Raw genomic sequence first — 21,965 nt, forward strand, 5'->3', positions numbered from 1 at the left:
CGACCGCGGCATGGGGAGGGGATCATGGCAACTCTGTGCAGGCCATCCATCGCCGTTCCGGAATACGTGCTCACCAGAGAGGAGACCCTGCGCCTCGCCCGCACCATGCACGCCGACCACCCGCAACTCGGCCTGGTGCTGCGCCTGATCGAGAACACCGGGGTGCGCACCCGGCACATCGTCCAGCCCATCGACGAGACCCTGAAGCACCCGGGCTTCGAGCGGCGCAACAAGATCTACGAGGCCGAGGCCAAACGCCGGGTGCCGCAGGTGGTCTACGGGGCCCTCGACAACGCGGGACTCGGCGTCGGCGACATCGACATGATCGTCTACGTCTCCTGCACCGGGTTCATGATGCCCTCGCTGACGGCCTGGCTGATCAACACGATGGGCTTCGGCACCGAGACCAGACAGCTGCCGATCGCCCAGCTCGGCTGCGCGGCGGGCGGCTCGGCCATCAACCGGGCCCACGACTTCTGCCTGGCCTACCCGACGGCCAACGTGCTGATCGTGGCCTGCGAGTTCTGCTCGCTGTGCTACCAGCCGATCGACGTGGGGGTGGGCTCGCTGCTGTCCAACGGCCTGTTCGGCGACGCGGTGGCCGCCGCCGTGGTGCGCGGCCACGGCGGCGCCGGGGTGCGCCTGGAGCGCAACGGCTCCCACCTGGTGCCCGACACGGAGGACTGGATCTCCTACGCGGTGAAGGGCACCGGCTTCCACTTCCTGCTGGACAAGCGGGTGCCCACCACGATGCAGATGCTCGCCCCCGCGATGCGCGCCCTCGCCTCCCAGCACGCCTGGGACGTCTCGGGGCTCGACTTCCACATCGTGCACGCCGGCGGCCCGCGCATCCTGGACGACCTGTGCCACTTCCTCGGCGTCGCCCCCGAGATGTACCGCTACAGCCGTGCCACCCTGACCGAGCGCGGCAACATCGCCAGCTGCGTGGTCTTCGACGCCCTCGACCGGCTCTTCGAGGACGGCGGCGCCGACGAGTCGGCCCGCGGGGTGATCGCCGGCTTCGGCCCCGGCATCACCGCCGAGATCGCCCTCGGCCGGTGGACCGGCAGCGCCCGGCTCGGCGAGCCCGGCAGGCGGGCCGCCGCACGGGCCGGGGTGGCCTGACGGGCGGCCGGCTCAGGGCAGGGCGGCCACCGGGGAGCCGGAGGGGCGGCCGGAGAAGTAGGCGTCGACCACCGCGGTGTGCGTCGGGAAGGCGAGGTCCGCCGGCTCGGTGAGCACCAGCCACTCGGTGGCCTCCGCGGTGGCGGCCGGGGCGGGCAGCGCGGCGGCGTCCACGGCGGGGAGCAGGGCGAAGAGGTTGAGCGTCCGCTCCGCGCTGCGCACGTCGAACAGCGTGACCTCCTCGGCCGCCGCCGCGAGCCCGGTCTCCTCCCGCAGCTCGCGGACCGCGGCCTGCTGCCAGGTCTCGCCGACCTCGATGTAGCCGCCAGGCAGGGCGAGCCGGCCCAGGCACGGCTCGATGGCGCGGCGGACCACGACCAGCCCGCTGCCCGCGCCGCCCGCGACCGGGAGCAGCGCCACGGCGACCGGTATCGGATTGGCCCAGCTGGTCTCCCCGCACCCCGGGCAGTCCCGGGGCCAGCCCGCTCCCGGCACATAGGCCGCCCCGCAGTACGGGCAGTGTGTGATCGTGCGCCCGAGTGTGTAAGCCACCGTGCCGGCACCCGCCTCTCGTTCGTTTCCGCCGCTGGTCTCCCGCGGCGTCCTCTCGCCTGCTCGGGTGTCCGGCGCCTCGTGCGCCCGGGCCCCGGCCCGTCCCGCGGCCCCTCCCATGCTGGCACGCGAGGGTCGCCGCACGCCGGGCCGGCTTCGTTGCGCCGCCTTCCGCCGTCCTCCCGCGCCGCCCGCCTCAGGGCTTGCGGCCCACCCCGCCGAAGATGTCCACCGCGTGCTCGGGGCCGGGTTCCCCGCAGCCCTCCGCCACGGCCGGAACCCGCGCGGGCCGCCACAGCGGGCAGGACACGAGGCCGGGTTCGATCAGGTCGAGCCCGGCGAAGAAGCCGCCGATCTCCTCGGGGCTGCGCAGGTGGTACGGCACCGCCCCGCTGGCGTTGTAGTCCCGCTGGGCCCGGCGGATGGCCCGGGAGATGACGCTGGTGCCGTCGTTGAGCGAGAGGTGGCTGCCCGCGGCCAGCGCCTCGATCAGCTCGGCGACGATGGCGCGGGCCCGGCGGTAGGAGTCGATGTGGCCGAGGACCCCGCTGAGGATGAGTCCCACGGGCTCGCCGAAGTCGAGGGTGCGGACCGCCGCGGCGAGGATGGCGGCGGGTTCGCGCAGGTCGGCGTGGATGTAGTCGGTGACGCCCGCGGGGCCGCTGGTGAGCAGCGCCCTGGCGTGGGCGAGGACCAGCGGGTCGTTGTCGACGTAGACGATGCGCGCCTCGGGGGCGACGGCCTGCGCCGTCTCGTGGGTGCTGCCCGCGGCGGGCAGGCCGGTGCCGATGTCGAGGAACTGGCGGATGCCCGCCTCGCCGGCCAGGTGGCGGACGGACCTGATGCGGAAGTCGCGGGAGGCGCGGGCCAGGTCGACGATGCCGGGAAAGGTGGTGCGGTAACGCTCGCCCGCCGCGCGGTCCACCTCGTAGTGGTCGCGGCCTCCGAGCCAGTAGTTCCAGATTCTGGCGGAGTGCGGCACCGAGGTGTCGATGACGGGGGCGTCGTCGGTCACGGGGCGTCTCTCCTGTCGCGATGCCGGGTGCGGTGGGCCGCCAAGGGTCCGCGGCGGGGCGGGCACGGGCGCCGACGGCGGGCGGCGGCGCACCGGACGGGGCGGCGTCCGGGGCGGCCGGGAGGGCGCCCGGTGGCGGTGGCCGTCCGCGGCGGCGCCTGGCGTGAGCGGCTCGCGGAGGAACATAACAGGACGGCATCATAGATCGTTTTCATCACTACGTCGACAAAGCTGTTTTGGCAGGCCGCCGCCCTGCCCGGGCGCCGGGGAGGGGGCCCGGATCGGCAAGGGTGGCGGCGGTCAGGCCGCCGGTTGGCCCGCCTCCGCCAGGGCGGCCGGCGCCCCGGGGCCCGGCAGGCGGAGGATCTCGTGGACCGCGGACCGCCCGGCGCGGTTGGCGCCGATGGTGCTCGCCGAGGGCCCGTACCCCACCAGGTGCACCCGGGCGTCGCGCACCGCGCGGGTGCCGTCCAGCGCGATGCCGCCGCCCGCCTCGCGCAGCCGCAGGGGCGCGAGGTGGCCGAGGGCGGCGCGGAAGCCGGTGGCCCACAGGAGGGTGTCCGCGGCCAGCGTCCGCCCGTCGGCCCAGGCCACGCCGTCCGGGGTGACGCGCTCGAACATCGGCTGCCGGTGGAGCAGTCCGCGCTCCCTGGCGCGGGCCAGCGCCTCGGTCAGCGGCAGCCCGGTCACCGAGACGACGCTGCCGGGCGGCAGCCCCCGCCTGACCCGTTCCTCGACCAGCGCGACGGCGGCCCGGCCCTCGACCTCGCCGAAGGAGCCCTCCCGGAAGGCCGGCGGCCGCCTGGTCACCCAGGTGGTCCCGGCGGCCACCTCGGAGACGTCGAGCAGGTGCTGGACGGCCGAGGTCCCGCCGCCCACGATCACCACCCGGCGGCCGGCGAACCCGGCCGGGCCGCGGTACTGCGCGGTGTGCAGCTGCCGGCCGCGGAAGGTCTCCTGTCCCGGCACCCGCGGCCAGAACGGCCGCTCCCAGGTGCCGGTGGCGTTGATCAGGGCGTGCGCGGTCCACTCGCCGGCCGTGGTCTCGGCCCGCAGCCGCCCGTCCCCCGCCTCCCGGACCGCGGTGACCCGCACCGGGCGCAGGACGGGCAGGTCGAAGGCCCGCTCGTAGGCCGCGAAGTAGCCGCCGACCACCTCGGCGGAGGGCCGTTCGGGATCGGGGTGCGGATCGACCTCGGCCAGGGCGAGTCCCGGCAGCGAGTGCAGCCCGTGCACCCGGCCGAAGGTCAGGCTCGGCCAGCGGAACTGCCAGGCGCCGCCGGGGTGCGGGGAGTGGTCGAGCACCACGAAGTCCCGCCACGGGGCCAGCCCGCGGCGGCGCAGGTGGTAGGCCGCGGAAAGGCCCGCCTGTCCGGCTCCCACCACCAGCACCCGTACGTCGCCCATGTCTGTGTGAACCCGCCGCGCCCGCCGGAACTTCCCGTAGTTCACTGGAGGGCGTGGCATGCGTGTTCTGCCGGATCGTCCGCGGCGAGGCGCCGGCGCACCGGGTCTTCGAGGACGGGGTGGCGGTGGCCTTCCTCGACGCGCGGCCCCTGTTCCCCGGGCACGCGCTGGTGGTGCCGCGGGCGCACCTGGCGACGCTGACCGACCTGCCGGCCGCGGACGTGGGGCCCTTCTTCGAGCGGGTGCGGCTGGTGGCCGCGGCGGTGGAGCGCGCGATGGCGGCGGAGGGCTCGTTCGTGGCCGAGAACAACCGGGTCAGCCAGTCCGTGCCGCACCTGCACGTCCACGTGGTGCCGCGGCGCCGCGGGGACGGCCTGCGCGGCTTCTTCTGGCCGCGGCACCCCTATCCGGACGAGGCGGAGGCGGCGCGGGTCGCCGCCCGGGTGCGGGACGCCTTCTGACCCGCTCCGCGGCGGCCTCCCGGGGCGCGGCCGCCCCGGCCCTCAGGCCGCCGGGCGGGGCAGCGGGGCGCGGGAGACGAGGCGCTCCCAGTTGCGGTGCGCGATGCCGGCCTTCTCCTCCTCGGTGAAGGGGGCGTTCTCCAGGAAGGACCTGGCGGCCCCCGCGCCGGTGTCCACGTAGGGGAAGCCGCCGGGGCGGAATCCGTAGGTGAAGGGGTAGTCGGTGGAGTACAGCATCCGCTCGGTCCCCACGACCTCGGCGGTCCAGCGGAGGTAGCGGGGGCTGACGGTGCCGCTGCCGGCGATCCAGAAGTTCCGGCGGAAGTAGTCGGCGAGCGGGCGTTCCAGGCCGCCCGCCTCGGCCAGGCAGCCGGTGTGGTCCAGGTAGAAGAGCACGACCTCGCCCCAGTGCCCTGCGATCACCTGGAGCTCGGGGAACCGGTCGAAGACGCCGGAGAAGATCATCCGCAGGTACTGCACGCCCAGGTCGTAGTACCAGCCGATCCCGGGTCCCGCCAGGGCGGTGCCCACCGGCCCGAGTCCCGCGTAGTAGGCGTCCACCACCGCCTGCACCGGCATCTGCGGGTGGAAGTGCAGGGGGACCCGCAGCCGCTGGGCGGCGGCGTAGAGCTCGTCGTTGGCGGGGTCGTCGGCGAGCCTGGCGCCGGTGCGCCCGTACAGCATGGCGCCGGGGAAGCCCAGCCGGGTGACCGCGCGCTCCAGCTCGGCGGCCGCGGCGGCGGGCGACTGGGTGGGGATCGCCGCGAACGCCCGGAACCGCTCGGGGTTGCGGGCCACGACCTCGGCCAGCTGGTCGTTGGTGTCGCGGGCCACGGCGATGGCGTCGGCCTCGGGCAGGTCCTGCACGCCAGGGGTGGAGATCGAGAGCACCGCCACGTCGATCCCCTGGTCGTCCATGTGCGCGAGCCGCGTCTCGCCCGTGTCGCGCAGCCGCCGGGCGACGGGGCTGTCGCCGAAGCCGCGGGAGGGCAGGTCCGGCGCCCCCAGCCGCTGCCACGCCTCCAGGATCGCGGGCAGGACGACGTGCTCCTCCAGCGCGGTGATGGGCCATCGAGCGGGCATGACGGGACCTCCACAGAGATGTTTCCGCTGAAAACCCCGATAGCCTAACACCGTTAGTACCGCTGGAATGCCTCAGGCGGTAACGCCGGAATCCATCTCGTGGGGCGGGCGCCGCCCGGGCCGGGGAGAGGGGGTCCGGCGAGGGCGGAACCCGAGGCCGGTGCGGGCTCAGCGGGGTGCGGTGAGGACCTGCGCGAGGTCGTAGCTCACCGGCTCCTCCAGCTGCGCGTACGTGCAGGAGTCCGGCTCCCGGTCGGGCCGCCAGCGCCGGAACCGCGCGGTGTGCCGGAACCTGTCGCCCTGCATGTGGTCGTAGGCCACCTCGCAGACCCGCTCCGGCCGCAGCGGCACCCAGGACAGGTCCTTGCCGCCGCTCCAGCGGCTGGGCGCCCCCGGCATCCTGCCCTCCGCGTGGGCCTCCTCGCGCGCCCAGTCCGCCCAGGGGTGCCCCTCGGCCGAGTCCATCACCAGCGGCCGCAGCTCTTCCATCAGCTGCCGGCGGCGCTGCATGGTGAACGCCGCGCTGACCCCGACGTGCTGCAGCCGCCCCCGCGCGTCGTACAGGCCGAGCAGCAGCGAGCCGACGACGGGGCCCGTGCGGTGGTGCCGCAGCCCGGCCACCACGCAGTCGGCGGTGCGCTCGTGCTTGACCTTCGTCATGACCCGCTCGTCCGGACGGTAGGGCAGGTCGGGCGGCTTGGCGACGACGCCGTCGAGCCCGGCGCCCTCGTACTGCCGGTACCACTGCTCCGCCACCGCGAGCTCCCGGGTGGCCGGGGCGACGAAGACCGGCTGCCGGGTGCCGCGCAGGGCCGCGGTGAGCGCGGCGCGCCGCTCGTGCAGGGGGGCGTCGAGCAGGGCGGTGCGGTCCAGGGCCAGCAGGTCGAAGGCGACGAAGCTGGCCGGGGTCCGCTCGGCGAGCAGCCGCACCCTCGACTCGGCCGGGTGGATGCGCTCCAGCAGGGCGTCGAAGTCGAGCCGGGGGCCGCGCGCCACGACGATCTCGCCGTCCAGCACGCAGCGTCCAGGCACCCGCTCGCGCAGGCCCTCCACCAGCTCGGGGAAGTAGCGGGTGAGGGGCTTGGTGGTGCGGCTGGTGATCTCGATCTCGTCGCCGTCCCGGAAGACGAGGGCCCGGAAGCCGTCCCACTTGGCCTCGTAGTGCATCCCGGGCGGGATCTCGGCCACGGCCCTGGCCAGCATCGGCCGAAGCGGGGGCATCACCGGAAGGTCCATGATCCGGATTCTGCGGTCCCCGGGGCCGGCCCGCCCGCCGACGGGCGCGTCCGGGTACCCCGGCCTACGGTGGCGGTATGGGCGGCACGAAGGGCGAGGGCGCGAGCGGGGCCGGGGAGGGGCGCCGGGCGGGCGCGCGAGGCGGGGCCGGAAAGGGCGCCGCGCTGGAGCTGACGGTGGGCACGCGCACGGTGCGGCTGTCGAACCCGGACAAGGTCTACTTTCCCGAACGGGGCTTCACCAAGCTGGACGTCGCCCGGTACTTCCAGGCCGTGGGCGAGGGCATGCTGCGGGCGCTGCGCGACCGGCCCACCACCCTGGAACGCTTCCCCGAGGGGGTGACGGGCGAGTCGTTCTACCAGAAGCGGGCCCCGAAGAACCTGCCCGAGTGGATTCCCACCGGCCGGATCTCCTTCCCCAGCGGCCGTCACGCCGACGAGATCTGCCCCACCGAGGTGGCGGCCGTGCTGTGGGCGGCGAACCTGGGCTGCCTGACGTTCCACCCCTGGCCGGTGCGCCGCCGGGACACCGAACACCCCGACGAGCTGCGGATCGACCTGGACCCGCAGCCCGGCCGCGGGTTCGCCGACGCGGTGCGCGCCGCGGGGCTGCTGCGGGAGGTGCTGGAGGGGCTCGGGCTCACCGGCTGGCCGAAGACCTCGGGCGGGCGCGGGCTGCACGTCTTCGTGCCCATCGCGCCGGAGTGGACGTTCCCGCAGGCCAGGCGGGCGGTCATCGCGATCGGCCGGGAGCTGGAGCGGCGCGACCCCGAACTGGTCACGACCGCCTGGTGGAAGGAGGAGCGCGGCGCCAAGGTCTTCGTCGACTACAACCAGATGGCCAGGGACCGGACCATCGCCAGCGCCTACTCCGTCCGTCGCCACCCGCGGGCCACGGTCTCCGCGCCGCTGCGCTGGCCGGAGGTGGCCGAGGTGGAGCCGGAGGACTTCGACCTGGCCAGCATGCCCGGCCGCTACGCCGCGGAGGGCGACGTGCACGCCGACATGGCGGAGCGCTCCTTCCGGCTGGAGGCGGCCCTCGAACTCGCCGCCAGGGACGAGCGCGAGCACCGGCTCGGCGACCTGCCCTACCCGCCCGAACACCCCAAGGTGGCGGGCGAGCCGACGCGGGTCCAGCCGAGCCGGGCCAGACGCGGCGGCACCTCCTCGCCCCGCGCCTAGGCCCCGCCCCTCGGATCGCGGGGCCGCCCGGCCCTACCCCTCGGGGGCCGTCAGGGCGATGCGGCGCAGGAATTCGGCGTTGGAGCCGGTGGCGCGCAGCCGGTCGAGCAGCAGCTCGGCCGCCTGCCGCGGCTCGCGTTCCGACAGGCTGCGCCGCAGCCGGTGCAGGAGGGCCGACTCGGCCGGGGTGGTGAGGAGTTCCTCGCGCCTGGTGCCGGAGGAGGCCGGGTCGAAGGCGGGGAAGACGCGGCGCTCGGCGAGGACGCGGTCCAGGCGCAGCTCCATGTTGCCGGTGCTCTTGAGCTCCTCGAAGTAGAAGTCGTCCGCGCGCGACCCGGTGTCGACGAGAGCGCTGGCGAGGATGGTCAGCGAGCCGCCGCCCTCGATGTTGCGGGCCGCGCCGAAGAGCCGCTTGGGCGGGTGCAGGGCCGCGGCGTCGATGCCGCCGGTGAGGACGCGGCCCGAGGCCCGGCCCGACTGGTTGTAGGCGCGGCACAGGCGGGTGAGGGAATCCAGCAGGACCACGACGTCGCGGCCGAGTTCGACCAGCCGCTTGGCGCGTTCCACGGCGAGGGTGGCCACGGCGGTGTGGTCGTGGGCCGGCCGGTCGAAGTGCGAGGCGACGACCTCGGCCGGCACGGAACGCGCCAGGTCGGTGACCTCCTCGGGCCGCTCGTCGAGCAGCAGGAGCATGAGGTGGCACTCGGGGTGGTTGTGGGCGATGCCGGCGGCGATCTCGCGCAGCACCGTCGTCTTGCCGGTCTTGGGCGGGGCGACGATCAGGCCGCGCTGCCCCTTCCCGAGGGGGGCGAGCAGGTCGACGACGCGGGTGACCAGCTGATTCCTGCCGGTTTCCAGCCGCAGCCGCTCGTCGGGATGCAGGGGCACCAGGTCGGCGAAGTGCGGGCGGGCGGCCGCGGTCGCGGGGTCCTGGCCGTTGACCGCGGTCACCCGGGCCAGGCGGGGGGCGCCGCGCCGCTCCCCCGGCGGCCGCGCGGCGAGCTCGCCCTCGACGAGGTCGCCGGGGCGCAGCCCGTGGCGGCGGACCTGCGCGGGCGGAACCTGCGGGTCGCGGGGGCCGGGGAGGAAGTTCTCCAGGCGCAGCACCGCCTGTCCCCCGGTGATGTCGAGGACGCCGCTCACGGCCTGGGCCCGGGCCGTGACCTGCCCGGCCTCCGGGATCTCGGGGGCGGGGGAGGCGGGTTCCGCGGCGGGTTCCGCGGCCTGCGGGGTGGAGTGAAGGGTGAGGGTCATGGGACTCCTTGCGGTGAAAACGGATATCTGCCAAGGAAAGGGAGAAGGGGAGAAGGGGGAGAGTGGGAGAAGGCGCAGGGGCGGTGGTGCCGGCGCGCCTCGGCCGACGGCCCACGCCCGCACGGGACTTCGCCCGGCCCGGGCGCCCGCCGGCCCCGGGCCGCCGCGGCCCGCGGCCCACGCCCGTCGAAGGCGCGGATCGGCGAGGGGGCACGCGGCAGGGACTCAAGCGTTCCGAGGCGGTGCCACGGAAGGCGAAGGAACCGGGAAAGCCGCCGTCGAATGCGCCGCGCCGATGCCGGAGGTGACTGCCCGCTTGGAGCGGGCGGCGAGGGGGCCGTGGGAAGAAACCCGAAGGGCGAACTCGCCTGCTCCGGCCAGCGTACACCCCTCGCCCGTCGGCGTGCACCGGGGAAGACGGCCTTGCGGTGGAGTGGGCTCAAGGCCGTAACGTGCCCGGCGGGGCCGCGGTGGGCGCGGTCCGGGGAAGCGGCGATACCGGAGGGCACAGATGCGGCTTGGCATTCACCTGGCGGAGTTCCCCGCCGAGGGCGGCCCGGAGGGCATCGCCCCGGGCCTGGCGGCGGTGGCCGATGCGGTCGAGGAGGCGGGCATCTCCTGGCTCTCCGCGATGGATCACTACTTCCAGATGGACAACATGTATCCGGTGGAGAACCCGATGCTGGAGGGCTACACCACCCTCGGCTACCTGGCCTCCCGCACCTCCACCGTCCGCCTCGGCCTGCTGGTGACCGGCGTGACCTACCGGCACCCCGGGCTGCTCGCCAAGATCGTCACCACGCTGGACGTGCTCTCGGGCGGGCGGGCCACGCTCGGCATCGGGGCCGCCTGGTACGAGCGGGAGCACCGCGCCCTCGGCGTGCCCTACCCGCCGCTCGCCGAGCGTTTCGAACGGCTGGAGGAGGCGGTCAGGATCTGCCTCCAGATGTGGGACCCGGAGCACAACGGCCCCTTCGAGGGCAGGCACTACGCGCTGGCCGAGACGCTGTGCTCCCCGCTCCCCGTCTCCCGTCCCCACCCGCCCGTCCTCATCGGGGGCGGCGGGGAGCACAAGACGCTGCGCCTGGTCGCCGGGTACGCCGACGCCTGCAACCTCTTCGCCTCCACGCCCGCCGAGGTGGCGCACAAGCTGGAGGTGCTCCGGGGGCACTGCGAGGCGCTCGGCCGCGACCCCGCCACCATCGAGAAGACCGCCATCTACGCCGGGCCGCTGCTGCAGGAGGGCGACGTGGACGGGTTCGTCGCGGCGATGGCCGAGTACGCCAGGCTGGGCATCGGCACCGTGATGGTGGTGCCGCCGGCCGAGCGGCAGCCCGAGTGGATCGCCCGCAACGCCGCCCCCGCCGCGGCGCGCCTCGCGGAGCTGCCCGGCGCCTGAGGCGGGGCGAGGCGGCCCGGCTAGGGTTTGCGGGCCACTCCCCCGGCCTGGCCGATGTCCGCGGGCCGCGGGCGGCCGGGCCCGTGGTCGGGGCGCCAGCGCGGGACCTGCACGACGCCGGGTTCCACCAGGTCGAGGCCGTCGAAGTACGCGGCGATCTCCGTCATCGGCCGCAGGTGGTAGGGGATGGCGCCCGACTCGTTGTAGGCGCGCTGCGCGGCGACGTACTCCGGGTCGGTGTCGGTCCCCTCGTTGAGGGACAGGTAGCTGCCCGAGGACAGGCCCGCCATCAGCCGCCGCACGAGGGAGCAGGCCTCGCGGTGGGAGGGGACGTGCCCCAGGATGCCGCTGAGGATCAGCGCGACGGGCCGCGAGAGGTCGAGGGTGCGCCCGGCCTCGGCCAGGATCTTCTCCGGCTCGTGCAGGTCCGCCTCCAGGTACCGGGTCACGCCCTCGGGCGTCGAGGTGAGCAGGGCGTGGGCGTGCAGCAGCACCAGCGGGTCGTTGTCCACGTAGACGACGCGGGCCTCGGGCGCCACCCGCTGGGCGACCTGGTGGGTGTTGTCCACGGTGGGCAGCCCGGTGCCCACGTCGAGGAACTGCCGTACGCCCGCCTCCTGGGCGAGGTGGCGGACGCTGCGGGCGAGGAAGCCGCGCGAGGCGCGGGCGATGTCGACGATGCCGGGGAACGCCTCGCGGTAGGCGTCGCCCGCGGCCCGGTCCACCTCGTAGTTGTCGTGTCCGCCCAGCCAGTAGTTCCAGATCCTGGCCGAGTGCGGCACGGAGGTGTCGATCTTGGAGATGGGCTCCTGCGGGGCCGGCCGGCGCTCCTTCGTCACCTTCTCAACGTAACCCCGCGCGCCGGCACCGGCGCGGCTTTCCCGCCCGGCCGGTGAGCCGCGGCCCGGCCCCGTCCGGCCGCGCGGCAGCGCCAAGAGGCGCTACCCGCCACGGCGCGCCCCGGCGGGGGCGGTCTCGGCCACCGCCTCGACGGCGCGGGCCAGTTGATCCTCCGTCAGGTCGGCCCGGGCGGTGAGGCGCAGCCGGAAGACGCCCCGGGGCACGGAGGGCGGGCGGAAGCAGCCCACCTCCACGCCCGCGGCCCGGCAGCCGGCCGCCCAGGTCACCGCGGCCTCGGCCGAGGGCGCGGCCACGGCCACGACGGCGGTCTCGGGCGCGATCGCCGGCAGGCCGCGGTCCGCCAGCCGCCGGTACAGCTCCCGCGCCACCGCGAGGACGCGGGCCGGGCGCGCGGGCTCGCGGCGCAGCAGGCGCAGCGCGGCGAGCGCTCCCCCGGCCGAGGCGGGCGCCAGGCCGGTGTCGAACATGAAGGTCCGCGCGGCGCTCACCAGGTGCCGGATCACCCGCGCGGGGCCGAGCACCGCCCCGCCCTGGCTGCCGAGCGCCTTGGACAGGGTCACCGTGGCCACCACGTCGGGCGCGCCCGCGAGCCGGGCCGCGGCGAGCGAGCCGCGGCCGCCCTCGCCGAGGACGCCCAGGCCGTGCGCGTCGTCCACGAGCAGCCCGGCCCCGGCCGCCCGGCAGACCGCGGCCAGCTCCGGCAGCGGGGCCCGGGCCCCGGCCACCGAGAACACGCCGTCGGTGACCACCAGGGCGCGGCCCCGGTGGCCGTCGAGCGCCTTGGCGAAGGCCGCCGGGTCGGCGTGCGGGGCCACCACCACCTCGGAACGCGCCAGGCGGCAGCCGTCGATGAGCGAGGCGTGGTTGGCGGCGTCCGAGACGATCAGCCCGCCGGGGCCGCCGAGGGCCGCCACCGCGGCGAGGTTCGCGGCGTAGCCCGAGGCGAAGACGAGTCCGGCCTCGAAGCCGCAGAACGCGGCGAGTTCGGCCTCCAGGCGGGCGTGCAGCGCGGTGGTCCCGGTGACCAGCCGGGAGCCGGTGGATCCGGCGCCCCAGCGCAGGGCGGCGTCGGCCGCCGCGGCCTTCACCTCGGGGTGGCGGCACAGGCCGAGGTAGTCGTTGCCCGCCAGGTCGAGCGTTTCCGCGTCCGGCCGGCGTGGGCGCAACTCCCTGACGAGTCCGGCGCGTTCCCGCTCCCGGCGCGCCGCGTCGACCCAGTCGAAGACCTCCGCGCCCGGCCGCCCCGGGCCCGCCGCCTGTGCGGGACCCGCCGCCTTTGCCGCGTCCTCCGTGCTCACCGCGCCCTCCCCGCCCGTCCTGCCCGCCGTGCCCCGCCGCCCGCCTCCCGGGCCCCCACCGGGAGGCCGGCCGGCCGCGGGACGGGCCGGGGAATTGTGAGTTACCGATAAACGCCCTCCACGGTAGCGGCCGGGCGGGCCGCATCAGCATGTGGTGACGCCAACGAACCTGCCGATGCCTCTTGTAGGTTTCCTCCTTGGCCACGGGGGCGCCTCTGGGCGAGGATCGCCCTCATGGACCTCCTTTCGACCCTGGTGGACAAGGGACTTCGCCGCGAAGCGCCCACCCGTGCCGAGGCACTGGCGGTGCTGGCGGCCCCGGACGAGGAACTGCTCGACGTGGTGGCCGCGGCGGGCCGGGTCAGGCGGAAGTGGTTCGGGCGCCGGGTGAAGCTCAACTACCTGGTCAACCTCAAGTCCGGCCTGTGCCCCGAGGACTGTTTCTACTGCTCGCAGCGCGTCGGCTCGCAGGCGGGCATCCTGAAGTACACCTGGCTGAAGCCGGAGGAGGCGGCGGCCGCGGCCGGCGCCGGCGTGGCCGGGGGCGCCAAGCGGGTCTGCCTGGTGGCCAGCGGCCGGGGCCCGACCGACGCCGACGTGGGCCGGGTCTCCGAGACGATCGCGGCGATCAAGGAGCAGCACGCCGAGGTCGAGATCTGCGCCTGCCTCGGCCTGCTGTCCGAGGGCCAGGCCGAGCGGCTGCGCGAGGCGGGGGCGCACGCCTACAACCACAACCTCAACACCTCGGAGGCCGCCTACGGGGGCATCTGCACCACGCACGGCTTCGCCGACCGGGTGGCGACCGTCGGGGAGGCCAGGTCGGCGGGCCTCTCGGCCTGTTCCGGGCTGATCGCGGGGATGGGCGAGAGCGACGAGGACCTGGTGGACGTGGTCTTCGCGCTGCGGGATCTTGACGTGGACTCGGTGCCGGTCAACTTCCTGATCCCCTTCGAGGGGACGCCGCTGGCCAAGGAGTGGCACCTCACCCCGCAGCGCGCGCTGCGCATCCTGGCGATGGTGCGCTTCGTGTGCCCGGACGTGGAGGTCAGGCTGGCCGGGGGGCGGGAGCTGCACCTCCGGTCGTTGCAGCCCCTCGCGCTGCACATGGTGAACTCCCTCTTCCTGGGCGACTACCTCACCAGCGAGGGGCAGGCGGGGCGGGCCGACCTGGAGATGATCGCGGACGCCGGTTTCGTGGTGGAGGGGGCCGAGGAGCACACGCTGCCTGCCCACCGGGCGGACCTGGTGGCGGTGCGCCGCCGCGGGGCGGGGACGGAGCTGCCGCCCAATGCCTGAACCTGCCACCGCCGCCGCGGAGTTGCTGGCACTGGACCGCAGGCACGTCTGGCACCCCTACGGGCCGATGCCGGGCTCGGCCGCGCCGCTGCTGGTGCGCTCGGCCTCGGGCGTGCGGCTCAGGCTCGCCGAACCGGCCGAGGGGCGGCAGGAGCTGGTGGACGGCATGGCCTCCTGGTGGTCGGCCGTGCACGGCTACAACCACCCGGTGCTGAACGCGGCGGCGCGCGAACAGGTGGCGCGGATGAGCCACGTGATGTTCGGCGGGCTGACCCACGAGCCGGGGGTGCGGCTCGCGGCGCGGCTGGCCCGGCTCGCGCCGGGGGACCTGGAGCACGTGTTCTTCGCGGACTCGGGCTCGGTGGCGGTCGAGGTGGCCCTCAAGATGTGCCTGCAGTACTGGAGTTCGCTGGGCCGCCCGGCGAAGCGGCGGCTGCTGACCTGGCGCGGCGGCTACCACGGCGACACCTGGCACGCGATGTCCGTGTGCGATCCGGAGGGCGGCATGCACCGGCTGTGGTCCGGGGCGCTGCCGCGGCAGGTGTTCGCCGAGGCGCCGCCGCCCGGTTTCGACGCCCCGCCCGACGAGGGCTACGCGGCCTCGCTGCGGGAGCTGGTCGCGCGGCACGCCGCGGAACTCGCGGCGGTGATCGTCGAGCCGGTGGTGCAGGGCGCGGGCGGGATGCGCTTCCACTCGCCGGCCTACCTGCGGGTGCTGCGGGAGGCCTGCGACGCGCACGGGGTCCTGCTGGTGTTCGACGAGATCGCCACCGGATTCGGCCGCACCGGGGCGCTGTTCGCGGCGGAGCACGCCGGGGTGACTCCCGACGTCATGTGCCTGGGCAAGGCCCTGACCGGCGGCTACCTGACGCTGGCCGCGACGCTGTGCACCCCGCGGGTGGCGGAGGGGATCTCCCGCGGGGAGCCGCCGGTCCTCGCGCACGGGCCCACGTTCATGGGCAACCCGCTGGCCACCGCGGTCGCGGGCGCCTCGCTCGACCTGCTGCTCGACGGCGACTGGGCGGGCGAGGTGAAGCGGATCGAGAGCGGCCTGCGCGCGGGGCTCGCGCCGGCGCGCGGGCTGCGGGGCGTGCGCGACGTCCGGGTGCTGGGCGCGATCGGGGTGATCCAGCTCGACCACGAGGTGGACCTGCCCGCGGCGACGCGGGCCGCGGTGGCCAACGGCGTCTGGCTGCGGCCGTTCCGCGACCTGATCTACACGATGCCGCCCTATGTCACGCCGGACGAGGACGTGGCCCGCATCGCCCACGCCGCCCTCGCGGCGGCGGAGGCGGCATAGGCCGCGTCGTTCGGATCACGCGATCGCCGATCGGCGGCGGGGCCGTGACCTGGGCGAAGCAGGGGAGACCGGGGTGGGGACGCCACCGCGAAGAGGGCCGAAGAGCCGGCCGGGAAGAGAGTGCTGTGTCCGAAGGGCGGGTCCTGTTCGTCTCGGGGACCGGGACCGAGATCGGGAAGACGGTGGTGACGGCGGCCTGCGCGGCGGCCGCGCTGGCCGCGGGCCGGTCGGTCGCGGTGCTGAAGGCCGCGCAGACCGGGCTGGCGGCGGGTCAGCCGGGGGACGCCGCCGAGGCGGCCCGGCTGGCCGGACCCGTGCACGCGGTCGAACTCGCCCGTTTCCCCGAGCCCTTGGCGCCGGAGACGGCGGCCAGGCGGGCGGGGCTGCCGCCGGTGCGCCCGGCCGAGGTGGCGAAGGCGGCCGGGGCGCTGGCCGAGGAGCACGACCTGGTGCTCGTGGAGGGCAGCGGCGGGCTGCTGGTGCGTTTCGACGAGACCGGCGGGACGCTCGCCGACGCGGCGCGGCTGCTGGGCGCGCCGGTCCTGGTCGTCACGGCCGCGGGCCTGGGGACCCTCAACGCCACCGCGCTGACCACGGAGGCGCTGCGGGCCCGCGGCCTGGACTGCCGCGGCCTGGTCATCGGCAGCTGGCCGCGGCGCCCCGGCCTGGCGGCCCGCTGCAACCTGGACGACCTGCCCGCCGCCGCGGGCGCCCCGCTGCTCGGGGTGCTTCCGGAGCGGGCCGCGGCCCTGCCGCTCGCGGACTTCCGCTCCGGCGCCCTGGGCTGGCTCGCCCCCGCCCTCGACGGCCGCGGGTCCGGCCGGTTTGCCGCGGGCTCCCGCGGCTGACCCCCGGGCGGGGCCGGGACCCCGGACGGGGCGGGCCCCGGGCGGCCGGGGCGGGCGGTCAGCCCTCGCCCACGGCCGCCGTGGCCCGTTCCGCGCCGGACTCGCGAGGTGCCTCGGCCGCGCCGCCTGCGGCCTGGCGGGCCGGGGCGCGGCGCGCCGCCGGGACCAGGCAGGCGGCCAGGGCGGCGGCCAGGCACAGCAGGGTGAGCACGAGGAACCCGTGGCTGAAGCCGGCCTCGCGCGGCAGCCCGTCGGGGCGCGGGTTGCCGGTGACGACGGTGCTCATCACCGCGGCGCCGATCGCCCCGCCCACGGTGCGGATGTTGGCGTTCATGCCGCTGGCCGCGCCGGTCTGCTGCGGGGGGACGCTGCCGACGATGAGGTTGGTCATGGCCGAGAACGCCAGGCCGATGCCCGCCCCGAACACCCCGGCGGCCAGCCCGATCTGCCAGCGTTCGCCGTGCCAGGCGGCCAGCGATGCGCAGGGCAGCCCGCACAGCACGGCGCCGGTGGCGAGTTGGGCCTTGGCGCTGAAGACGCCCTGCACCCGCCCGCTGACGATGCCGAAGACGAACATGGTGACCAGCATGGGCAGCATCAGCAGGCCGGCCTCGGTGACGCTCGCGCCGAAGCCGTAGCCGGCCTCGCGTGGGATCTGGACGAGCTGCGGCAGGAAGGCGAAGACCCCGAACATCCCGGCGCCGAAGAGCAGCGCGGCGCTGTTGGTGGTCCACACGCCGGGCAGCCGCATGATGCGCATGTCGATCAGCGGGGTGGCCGAGCGCGCCTCGGTGAGGACCCACGCCACCAGCAGCACCGCCGCGGCCGCCAGCAGGCCGAGGACCCTGGCGGAGCCCCAGCCCCAGCTCGTCGCCTGGCTGATGGGCAGCAGGAGGGCGACCAGCCCGGCCGCGAGGAGCCCGGCCGCGGCCCAGTTGACGCGGCCTCGGGTGCGCACCCGGGACTCGGGGATGAGCAGGTGCGCCGCGAGGGTGGCCGCGGTGACGACGGCCACGGGAATCCAGAACAGCCAGTGGTAGTCGAGGGCGCTGATCACCGGGCCCGCGAGGACGACGCCGAGTCCGCTGCCGACGGCCAGCACGGCGGCGAAGGCCCCGACGGCCGCGGGTATGCGCGCGGGCTCGAACTCGTCGCGGATGATGCCGAAGGACAGCGGGAAGACGGCGCCGCCCGCGCCCTGGACGACGCGGCCGAGGATGAGGACGCCGATGCTGGGCGCGAGCGCGGCCAGCAGGCAGCCCACGGCAAGCGCCGTGGTGGCGGCCACGAGCGTGCGCTTCTTGCCGACCATGTCGCCGACGCGGCCGAGGATCGGGGTGAACACGGAGGCGGACAGCAGGTAGGCGGTCAGGACCCAGGTCGTGGTCGACTGCGAGGAGTGCAGTTCGTGCTGGATGGTGGGCAGCGCGGGGGTGACGAGCGACTGGAGCATCGAGAAGACTCCGGCGCCCACCGCGAGCACCCCGAACGTCAGCCGGGGACGGGACGTGGTCACGTGTGTGGTCTCTTCCGTTGGCGAGAGAGGAGGACGGGCCGGGCGCGAGGCGGGCCGCGTCGGGAGATCGGCGCATCCCCTGGGGACGTCACGGCAGGGGTGGCCGGCATGCCTGCTAAAGTTGAGGCATGCCTCCACAATAACGGAGGGTGGCCTCCGGTACAAGTCGGGACCAGGGAAAACAGGAGGAACCGGTGGCGGAGAAGGAAGCCCCCGCGGCGCACCGGGCGGTCCGGCCGCCGCACCGCGCCGACGCGCGCCGCAACTACGACGCCCTGCTCGCCGCCGCCCGGGAGGCGTTCGCCGAACGCGGCACCGACGCCTCCCTTGAGGAGATCGCCCGCCGCGCGGGGGTGGGCATCGGCACCCTGTACCGGAACTTCCCGACCCGCGGGCACCTGCTGGACAGCGTGTACGTCAGCGAGGTGGAGAGCCTGTGCCGGGCCGCAGAAGAGGCGGCGGAACTGCCGCCCTGGGAGGCGCTGGCGACCTGGACGCGCCGCTTCGTGGCCTACGTCGCGACCAAGCGGGCGCTGCACGAGGCGCTCAACCGGGACTCGGAGATGTTCCGCTCGTCCCGCGCCAGGATCTACGAGGCGGGGGCGCCGCTGTACACCCGGGCCCAGGAGGCCGGGGAGGTCCGCCGCGACGCCGGCTTCGACGACATGATCCGCATGGTCAGCGGCCTGACCTCCGCCTCCTTCGTGGACGAGGCGCAGCGCGAGCGCGTCCTGTCCATCGCCCTCTCCGGCCTGCGCCACACCTCCTGACCCGCCGGGCCGCGCCGCGGCCCGTCCGCGGCGGAGCCGGGCCGCGCCCCCGGCGACGGCCGTTTTCCCGCCGCCGGGTCACCTCGCCCCCGCGCCCGGCGGGGCGTCAGGGCCGCCCCGGCCCGACGAGCCCGGCCAGCGCGCGCAGGCCGGCGACGACGTCGGCCCCGCTGGGGGCCTGTTCGGGGTCGGCGAGCCATTGCGTCAGCAGGCCGGAGAACAGAGCCAGTTGGACGGCGCCCAGCGTGCGCGCCTCGGCGTCGCCGACCTCGTCCTCCGGCACCTCGCCGAGGGTGGCGGCCAGGCCGAGCCGCCCCTGGGCCAGCCCCCCGGCGAGGTAGCGGCGCAGGTCCTCCGAGTGCTCGGCCTGGGTGACCGCCTCGACCGAGGCGAGCCACAGGGCGCGGTGCGCCGAGAAGGACTCGATGATCCGGTCCCACATCGCCTCGTACCGCTCCGCGGGCGTGGCCCCCTCCTGGCCGAAGGCGGACAGGGTGCGGCCGACGCGGGTGCCCCACTCGTCGATGGCCTCGATGAGCGCGGCGTTGAGCAGCGCCTCGCGGGAGCCGAAGTGGTAGCCGATGGCGGCCATGCTCACGCCGCCGGAAGCGGCGGTGATGTCGCGCACGGTGGTGCGCGCCCAGCCCTTCTCCTCCAGGCAGCGGCGGGCTCCGGCGAGCAGGTCTTCGCGATTTCCCATGGCCAGGAGGCTAGTCAGCGGTGACGCAGAGGCACAAGGCGGAAGCCTCAGACGCACGCCTCAGGCAAGCGTCTTGCGCATTTGCCCAAATCCTGGCTACGCTCCTTCCCGTCGCCACCGAACGAAGGGACCTCCCCATGCACGCCACGGCCGCGCACACCACCGCCACCCGCGCCGACCTCGTCATCGACGGCCGCCGGCTGTCCTACCTGGACTTCGGCGGGACCGGCCGCCCGCTCGTCGCCCTGCACGGGCACCTGTCCGAGGGCGCCTCCTTCGCCCCCCTCGCCCGGGCGCTCGGCCCCGGCTGGCGGCTGACGGCCCCGGATCAGCGCGGCCACGGGGAGTCCGACCGCGCCGCCGACTACGCGCGTGCGGGCTACCTGGCCGACATCGAGGCGCTCCTGGACCACCTGGGGCTGGACCGCGTCGTGCTGCTCGGCCACTCCCTCGGCGCCGTCAACGCCTACCAGTTCGCCGCCCGCCACCCCGAACGCGTCAGCGCGCTGATCAACGTCGAAGGCGCCGCGTCTCTCGGCCTCGAAGGGCCGAATCCCTTCGCCTTCCTGCTCGGCCGGCCCTACCAGGCGCCCACCCGCGAGGCGCTGCTGGCGGGCCTGGGCCCGGCCGGGCCCTACTTCGCCGACCGGCTGCGGGAGAACGCGGACGGCACCTGGCGGCTGCCCTTCCACCCCCAGGACATGTACCGCTCGGAGGACCTGGTCCACGGCGACCACTGGGCGGACTGGACGGCCACCGACTGCCCGGCCCTGCTGATCCACGGCAGCAGGGGCGTCATCCCGGCCGAGCAGGTCCTGGCCATGGCCGAGCGCCGCCCCGGCACCACGCCGGTCGAACTCGACGCCGACCACCTCGTCCCCACCACCGCCCCCGAGGCGTTCGCCGCCGCGGTCACCGCGTTCCTCGCCACCCTCTGAGGGCGCGGTGACCACGGAGGCTGCCGACCGAGGCTCCCGCGCGGCGAACGGCCCTCGGCGCCGGCGGCCCGGGGGCGGGGGCGCCGCCCGCCCGGGGCGCGGCCCGGGGCCGGGGCTCAGCAGATCCCGTCCCCCGCCCGGGGGTTGCGCAGCCCGAACGCGGGGCGCAGCCGCAGCCCGGCCCAGGTCCCCAGCAGGGCGCACCCGCCCCACACCCAGCCGTGCAGGCTCCCCGAGGCGATGCCGGCCAGGTAGGCGCCGATGTTGCAGCCCCCGGCCAGCCGGGCGCCCACGCCCATCAGGACGCCGCCCGCCACGGCGGCGACCGCCGTGCGCCAGGGCACGTTCCGGTGCAGGGCCCAGGTGCCGCCGAGCGCGGCGGCGACCGCGGCGCCGACCATGATCCCGATGTCGGTGAGGCTGTTCTTGTCGGCGAGCACCGCGCCGTGCAGCATGTCGGCGTTGCCCGGCTGCCGCCAGAAGCTCCAGTGCTCGGGCTGCCCGCCGAGCGCCCCCACCAGCTTGCTGCCCCACAGCGCGAAGGCGCTGGTCACCCCCCAGGCGCCGCCGGAGACCAGCAGGACGCCCGCGCCCAGCACGGCCAGCGCCACGGCGCCCGCGGCCAGCGGCCAGGAGCCGCGCACCAGCCGCGCCGCCACGCCCCTGGCGCTGGGCACCGCGCCGATCGGGGGCGGCGTGCGGCGGCGCTGGACGACGCGGCTGACCAGGACGATCAGCGCGAGCGCCAGGAGGGTCAGGGCCCAGGAGCCGAACCAGCCGACGTGGTCCGACAGCAGGTAGGGGTCGTAGGCGGGCAGGTCGTGCCAGAGGTCGAACTGCCAGGCGGCGAGGGTGGAACCGGCGACGAAGCCGCCGAGGGTCAGCACGATCGAGGTCTGGCCGGCCCCGACGGCGAAGAGGGTGCCGGAGGCGCAGGCGCCGCCGAGTTGCATGCCGACGGCGAAGAGGAAGGACCCGATCAGCAGGGCCACCCCGAGCGGCCCGGCCGAGGGCGCGGGCCGGGAGCCGAACAGGCCGGTGCCGGTGCCGATGACGAGGGCGAAGAGGGTGGCCGTGGTGCCGAGCAGCAGCGCGTGGGCGCGCAGCCCGGCCCCGTTGCCGACGGCGATCAGCTGCCGCCAGGCGGAGGTGAAGCCGAACCTGGAGTGGAAGAGCGCGAAGCCGAGGCCGAGTCCGAGGAGCAGCAGGACGCCCGGCTTGCCGCCGTGCGCGGCGAAGACCCAGGCGGTCAGCGCCGCGGCGAGCGCCCCGGCGAGGAGGAGCGGGCCCCGGCGCACGGGCGGCGCCGGGGGCGCCTCGGGCCGCGGCGCGCTCGTCGGCGCGGGGGCGAACAGCGCGGCGGGCACCGGCCTTGGCCTGCCGCCCCGGGCCGAAGGGGACGCCGCGGGAGAGGGGGCCGGGGAGGATTGCGTGGTCACGAGAACTCCGTGGTCGGTGGGGGGAGGGGGGAGGCGCGCGGGGGCGCTTCGGAGAGCGGCCGGGAGGGGCGGCGCCGGCGTGCACCGGGGGCGCGGGGCGGCGCCGGGGCGGCGCGGCCGTGGCCGCGAGGGGCGGGGCCGCACGGGGCGGGCGCGCCGGAGGGTGAGCCGGGCCGGGAAGCCGCCGGGGAGCCCGGGGGGAACCCGGGGAAACGGCCGGGGAAGGGGTCAGCGGCAACAGAGGCCGTCGTCCGCGCACCACGCCGAGCTCGCGAACAGCGCGAGG

20 protein-coding genes are annotated in these 21,965 nt (G+C 75.8%); 9 read left to right on the forward strand and 11 right to left on the reverse strand.

Translation table 11 applies throughout. The features are described from left to right. Positions 1–24 precede the first annotated feature (24 nt). The gene (locus D7294_RS16230; RefSeq protein ID WP_120680261.1) at positions 25–1,125 is read left to right on the forward strand and encodes a type III polyketide synthase; all 1,101 of its coding nucleotides are present in this window, start codon (positions 25–27) and stop codon (positions 1,123–1,125) included. Between the two features lie 12 nt (positions 1,126–1,137). On the opposite strand, the gene D7294_RS16235 is transcribed toward D7294_RS16230, so the two are convergent. The 3 genes from D7294_RS16235 to D7294_RS16245 all read right to left on the reverse strand — a co-directional run bounded on the left by D7294_RS16235 (position 1,138) and on the right by D7294_RS16245 (position 4,099). Further along, positions 1,138–1,677: an NUDIX domain-containing protein gene (locus D7294_RS16235; protein ID WP_241562403.1), complete on the reverse strand. Its 540-nt coding sequence runs from the start codon at positions 1,675–1,677 to the stop codon at positions 1,138–1,140. A gap of 196 nt (positions 1,678–1,873) precedes the next feature. Then, entirely contained in the window at positions 1,874–2,692 is an 819-nt protein-coding gene (locus tag D7294_RS16240) for an SAM-dependent methyltransferase (protein WP_174248360.1), read from the reverse strand. Positions 2,693–2,992: 300 nt separating this feature from the next. After that, a complete protein-coding gene (locus tag D7294_RS16245) occupies positions 2,993–4,099 on the reverse strand; it encodes an NAD(P)-binding domain-containing protein (RefSeq protein ID WP_120680267.1) in 1,107 nt (368 codons plus the stop codon). A gap of 53 nt (positions 4,100–4,152) precedes the next feature. On the opposite strand from D7294_RS16245, the gene D7294_RS16250 reads away from it, so the two are divergent. Further along, on the forward strand, positions 4,153–4,560 hold the full coding sequence (locus D7294_RS16250; RefSeq protein ID WP_120680269.1) for an HIT family protein: 408 nt from the start codon (positions 4,153–4,155) through the stop codon (positions 4,558–4,560). 42 nt (positions 4,561–4,602) lie between these two features. Here D7294_RS16250 and D7294_RS16255 read toward each other — a convergent pair whose 3' ends face one another. Both D7294_RS16255 and D7294_RS16260 read right to left on the reverse strand, forming a co-directional pair. After that, a complete protein-coding gene (locus D7294_RS16255) occupies positions 4,603–5,643 on the reverse strand; it encodes an amidohydrolase family protein (protein WP_120680271.1) in 1,041 nt (346 codons plus the stop codon). A gap of 168 nt (positions 5,644–5,811) precedes the next feature. After that, complete coding sequence (locus D7294_RS16260; RefSeq protein ID WP_120680273.1) at positions 5,812–6,879, reverse strand: ATP-dependent DNA ligase; 1,068 nt, start codon at positions 6,877–6,879, stop codon at positions 5,812–5,814. A gap of 164 nt (positions 6,880–7,043) precedes the next feature. Here D7294_RS16260 and ligD point away from each other — a divergent pair, with 164 nt between their 5' ends. After that, on the forward strand, positions 7,044–8,060 hold the full coding sequence (gene ligD, locus D7294_RS16265; protein WP_241562419.1) for a non-homologous end-joining DNA ligase: 1,017 nt from the start codon (positions 7,044–7,046) through the stop codon (positions 8,058–8,060). Positions 8,061–8,093: 33 nt separating this feature from the next. On the opposite strand, the gene rho is transcribed toward ligD, so the two are convergent. Beyond that, the gene (gene rho, locus D7294_RS16270) at positions 8,094–9,314 is read right to left on the reverse strand and encodes a transcription termination factor Rho (protein ID WP_120680277.1); all 1,221 of its coding nucleotides are present in this window, start codon (positions 9,312–9,314) and stop codon (positions 8,094–8,096) included. Positions 9,315–9,825: 511 nt separating this feature from the next. Here rho and D7294_RS16275 point away from each other — a divergent pair. Then, positions 9,826–10,713 carry an LLM class F420-dependent oxidoreductase gene (locus D7294_RS16275; RefSeq protein WP_120680279.1) on the forward strand — a complete coding sequence of 296 codons (888 nt, stop codon included), beginning with the start codon at positions 9,826–9,828 and terminating at the stop codon, positions 10,711–10,713. A 20-nt stretch (positions 10,714–10,733) separates the two neighbouring features. On the opposite strand, the gene D7294_RS16280 is transcribed toward D7294_RS16275, so the two are convergent. Together D7294_RS16280 and D7294_RS16285 are read right to left on the reverse strand one after the other, a co-directional pair. Further along, positions 10,734–11,516, reverse strand: coding sequence for an SAM-dependent methyltransferase (locus D7294_RS16280; protein ID WP_120680419.1), 783 nt, complete (start codon positions 11,514–11,516; stop codon positions 10,734–10,736). A 138-nt stretch (positions 11,517–11,654) separates the two neighbouring features. Next, entirely contained in the window at positions 11,655–12,872 is a 1,218-nt protein-coding gene (locus tag D7294_RS16285; protein ID WP_120680281.1) for an 8-amino-7-oxononanoate synthase, read from the reverse strand. A gap of 234 nt (positions 12,873–13,106) precedes the next feature. Here D7294_RS16285 and bioB point away from each other — a divergent pair, with 234 nt between their 5' ends. The 3 genes from bioB (at position 13,107) to bioD (ending at position 16,316) form a co-directional block, all read left to right on the forward strand. Next, positions 13,107–14,168, forward strand: a complete 1,062-nt coding sequence (gene bioB, locus D7294_RS16290) for a biotin synthase BioB (RefSeq protein WP_120680283.1) — start codon at positions 13,107–13,109, stop codon at positions 14,166–14,168. Then, positions 14,161–15,468, forward strand: coding sequence for an adenosylmethionine--8-amino-7-oxononanoate transaminase (locus D7294_RS16295; RefSeq protein ID WP_120680285.1), 1,308 nt, complete (start codon positions 14,161–14,163; stop codon positions 15,466–15,468). The genes bioB and D7294_RS16295 overlap by 8 nt, the downstream gene beginning before the upstream one ends. Positions 15,469–15,593: 125 nt before the next feature. Continuing rightward, positions 15,594–16,316 (forward strand): dethiobiotin synthase, encoded by a 723-nt coding sequence (bioD, locus tag D7294_RS16300; protein WP_120680287.1) that lies wholly within the window; start codon positions 15,594–15,596, stop codon positions 16,314–16,316. 58 nt (positions 16,317–16,374) lie between these two features. Here bioD and D7294_RS16305 read toward each other — a convergent pair whose 3' ends face one another. Beyond that, positions 16,375–17,832: an MFS transporter gene (locus tag D7294_RS16305; protein ID WP_241562404.1), complete on the reverse strand. Its 1,458-nt coding sequence runs from the start codon at positions 17,830–17,832 to the stop codon at positions 16,375–16,377. A gap of 194 nt (positions 17,833–18,026) precedes the next feature. Between D7294_RS16305 and D7294_RS16310 the strand changes: the two genes are divergently transcribed. Beyond that, positions 18,027–18,602 carry a TetR/AcrR family transcriptional regulator gene (locus tag D7294_RS16310; RefSeq protein ID WP_120680289.1) on the forward strand — a complete coding sequence of 192 codons (576 nt, stop codon included), beginning with the start codon at positions 18,027–18,029 and terminating at the stop codon, positions 18,600–18,602. 106 nt (positions 18,603–18,708) lie between these two features. Here the strand turns inward: D7294_RS16310 and D7294_RS16315 are convergent, their stop codons facing one another. Continuing rightward, entirely contained in the window at positions 18,709–19,302 is a 594-nt protein-coding gene (locus D7294_RS16315) for a TetR/AcrR family transcriptional regulator (RefSeq protein ID WP_120680291.1), read from the reverse strand. Positions 19,303–19,439: 137 nt separating this feature from the next. Here D7294_RS16315 and D7294_RS16320 point away from each other — a divergent pair, with 137 nt between their 5' ends. Next, positions 19,440–20,240 carry an alpha/beta fold hydrolase gene (locus D7294_RS16320; RefSeq protein ID WP_120680293.1) on the forward strand — a complete coding sequence of 267 codons (801 nt, stop codon included), beginning with the start codon at positions 19,440–19,442 and terminating at the stop codon, positions 20,238–20,240. A gap of 116 nt (positions 20,241–20,356) precedes the next feature. Here D7294_RS16320 and D7294_RS16325 read toward each other — a convergent pair whose 3' ends face one another. Beyond that, on the reverse strand, positions 20,357–21,607 hold the full coding sequence (locus tag D7294_RS16325) for a YeeE/YedE family protein (protein WP_120680295.1): 1,251 nt from the start codon (positions 21,605–21,607) through the stop codon (positions 20,357–20,359). Positions 21,608–21,965 lie beyond the last annotated feature (358 nt).

It is taken from the genome of Streptomyces hoynatensis (assembly GCF_003626535.1).
Lineage (GTDB): Bacteria > Actinomycetota > Actinomycetes > Streptomycetales > Streptomycetaceae > Streptomyces > Streptomyces hoynatensis.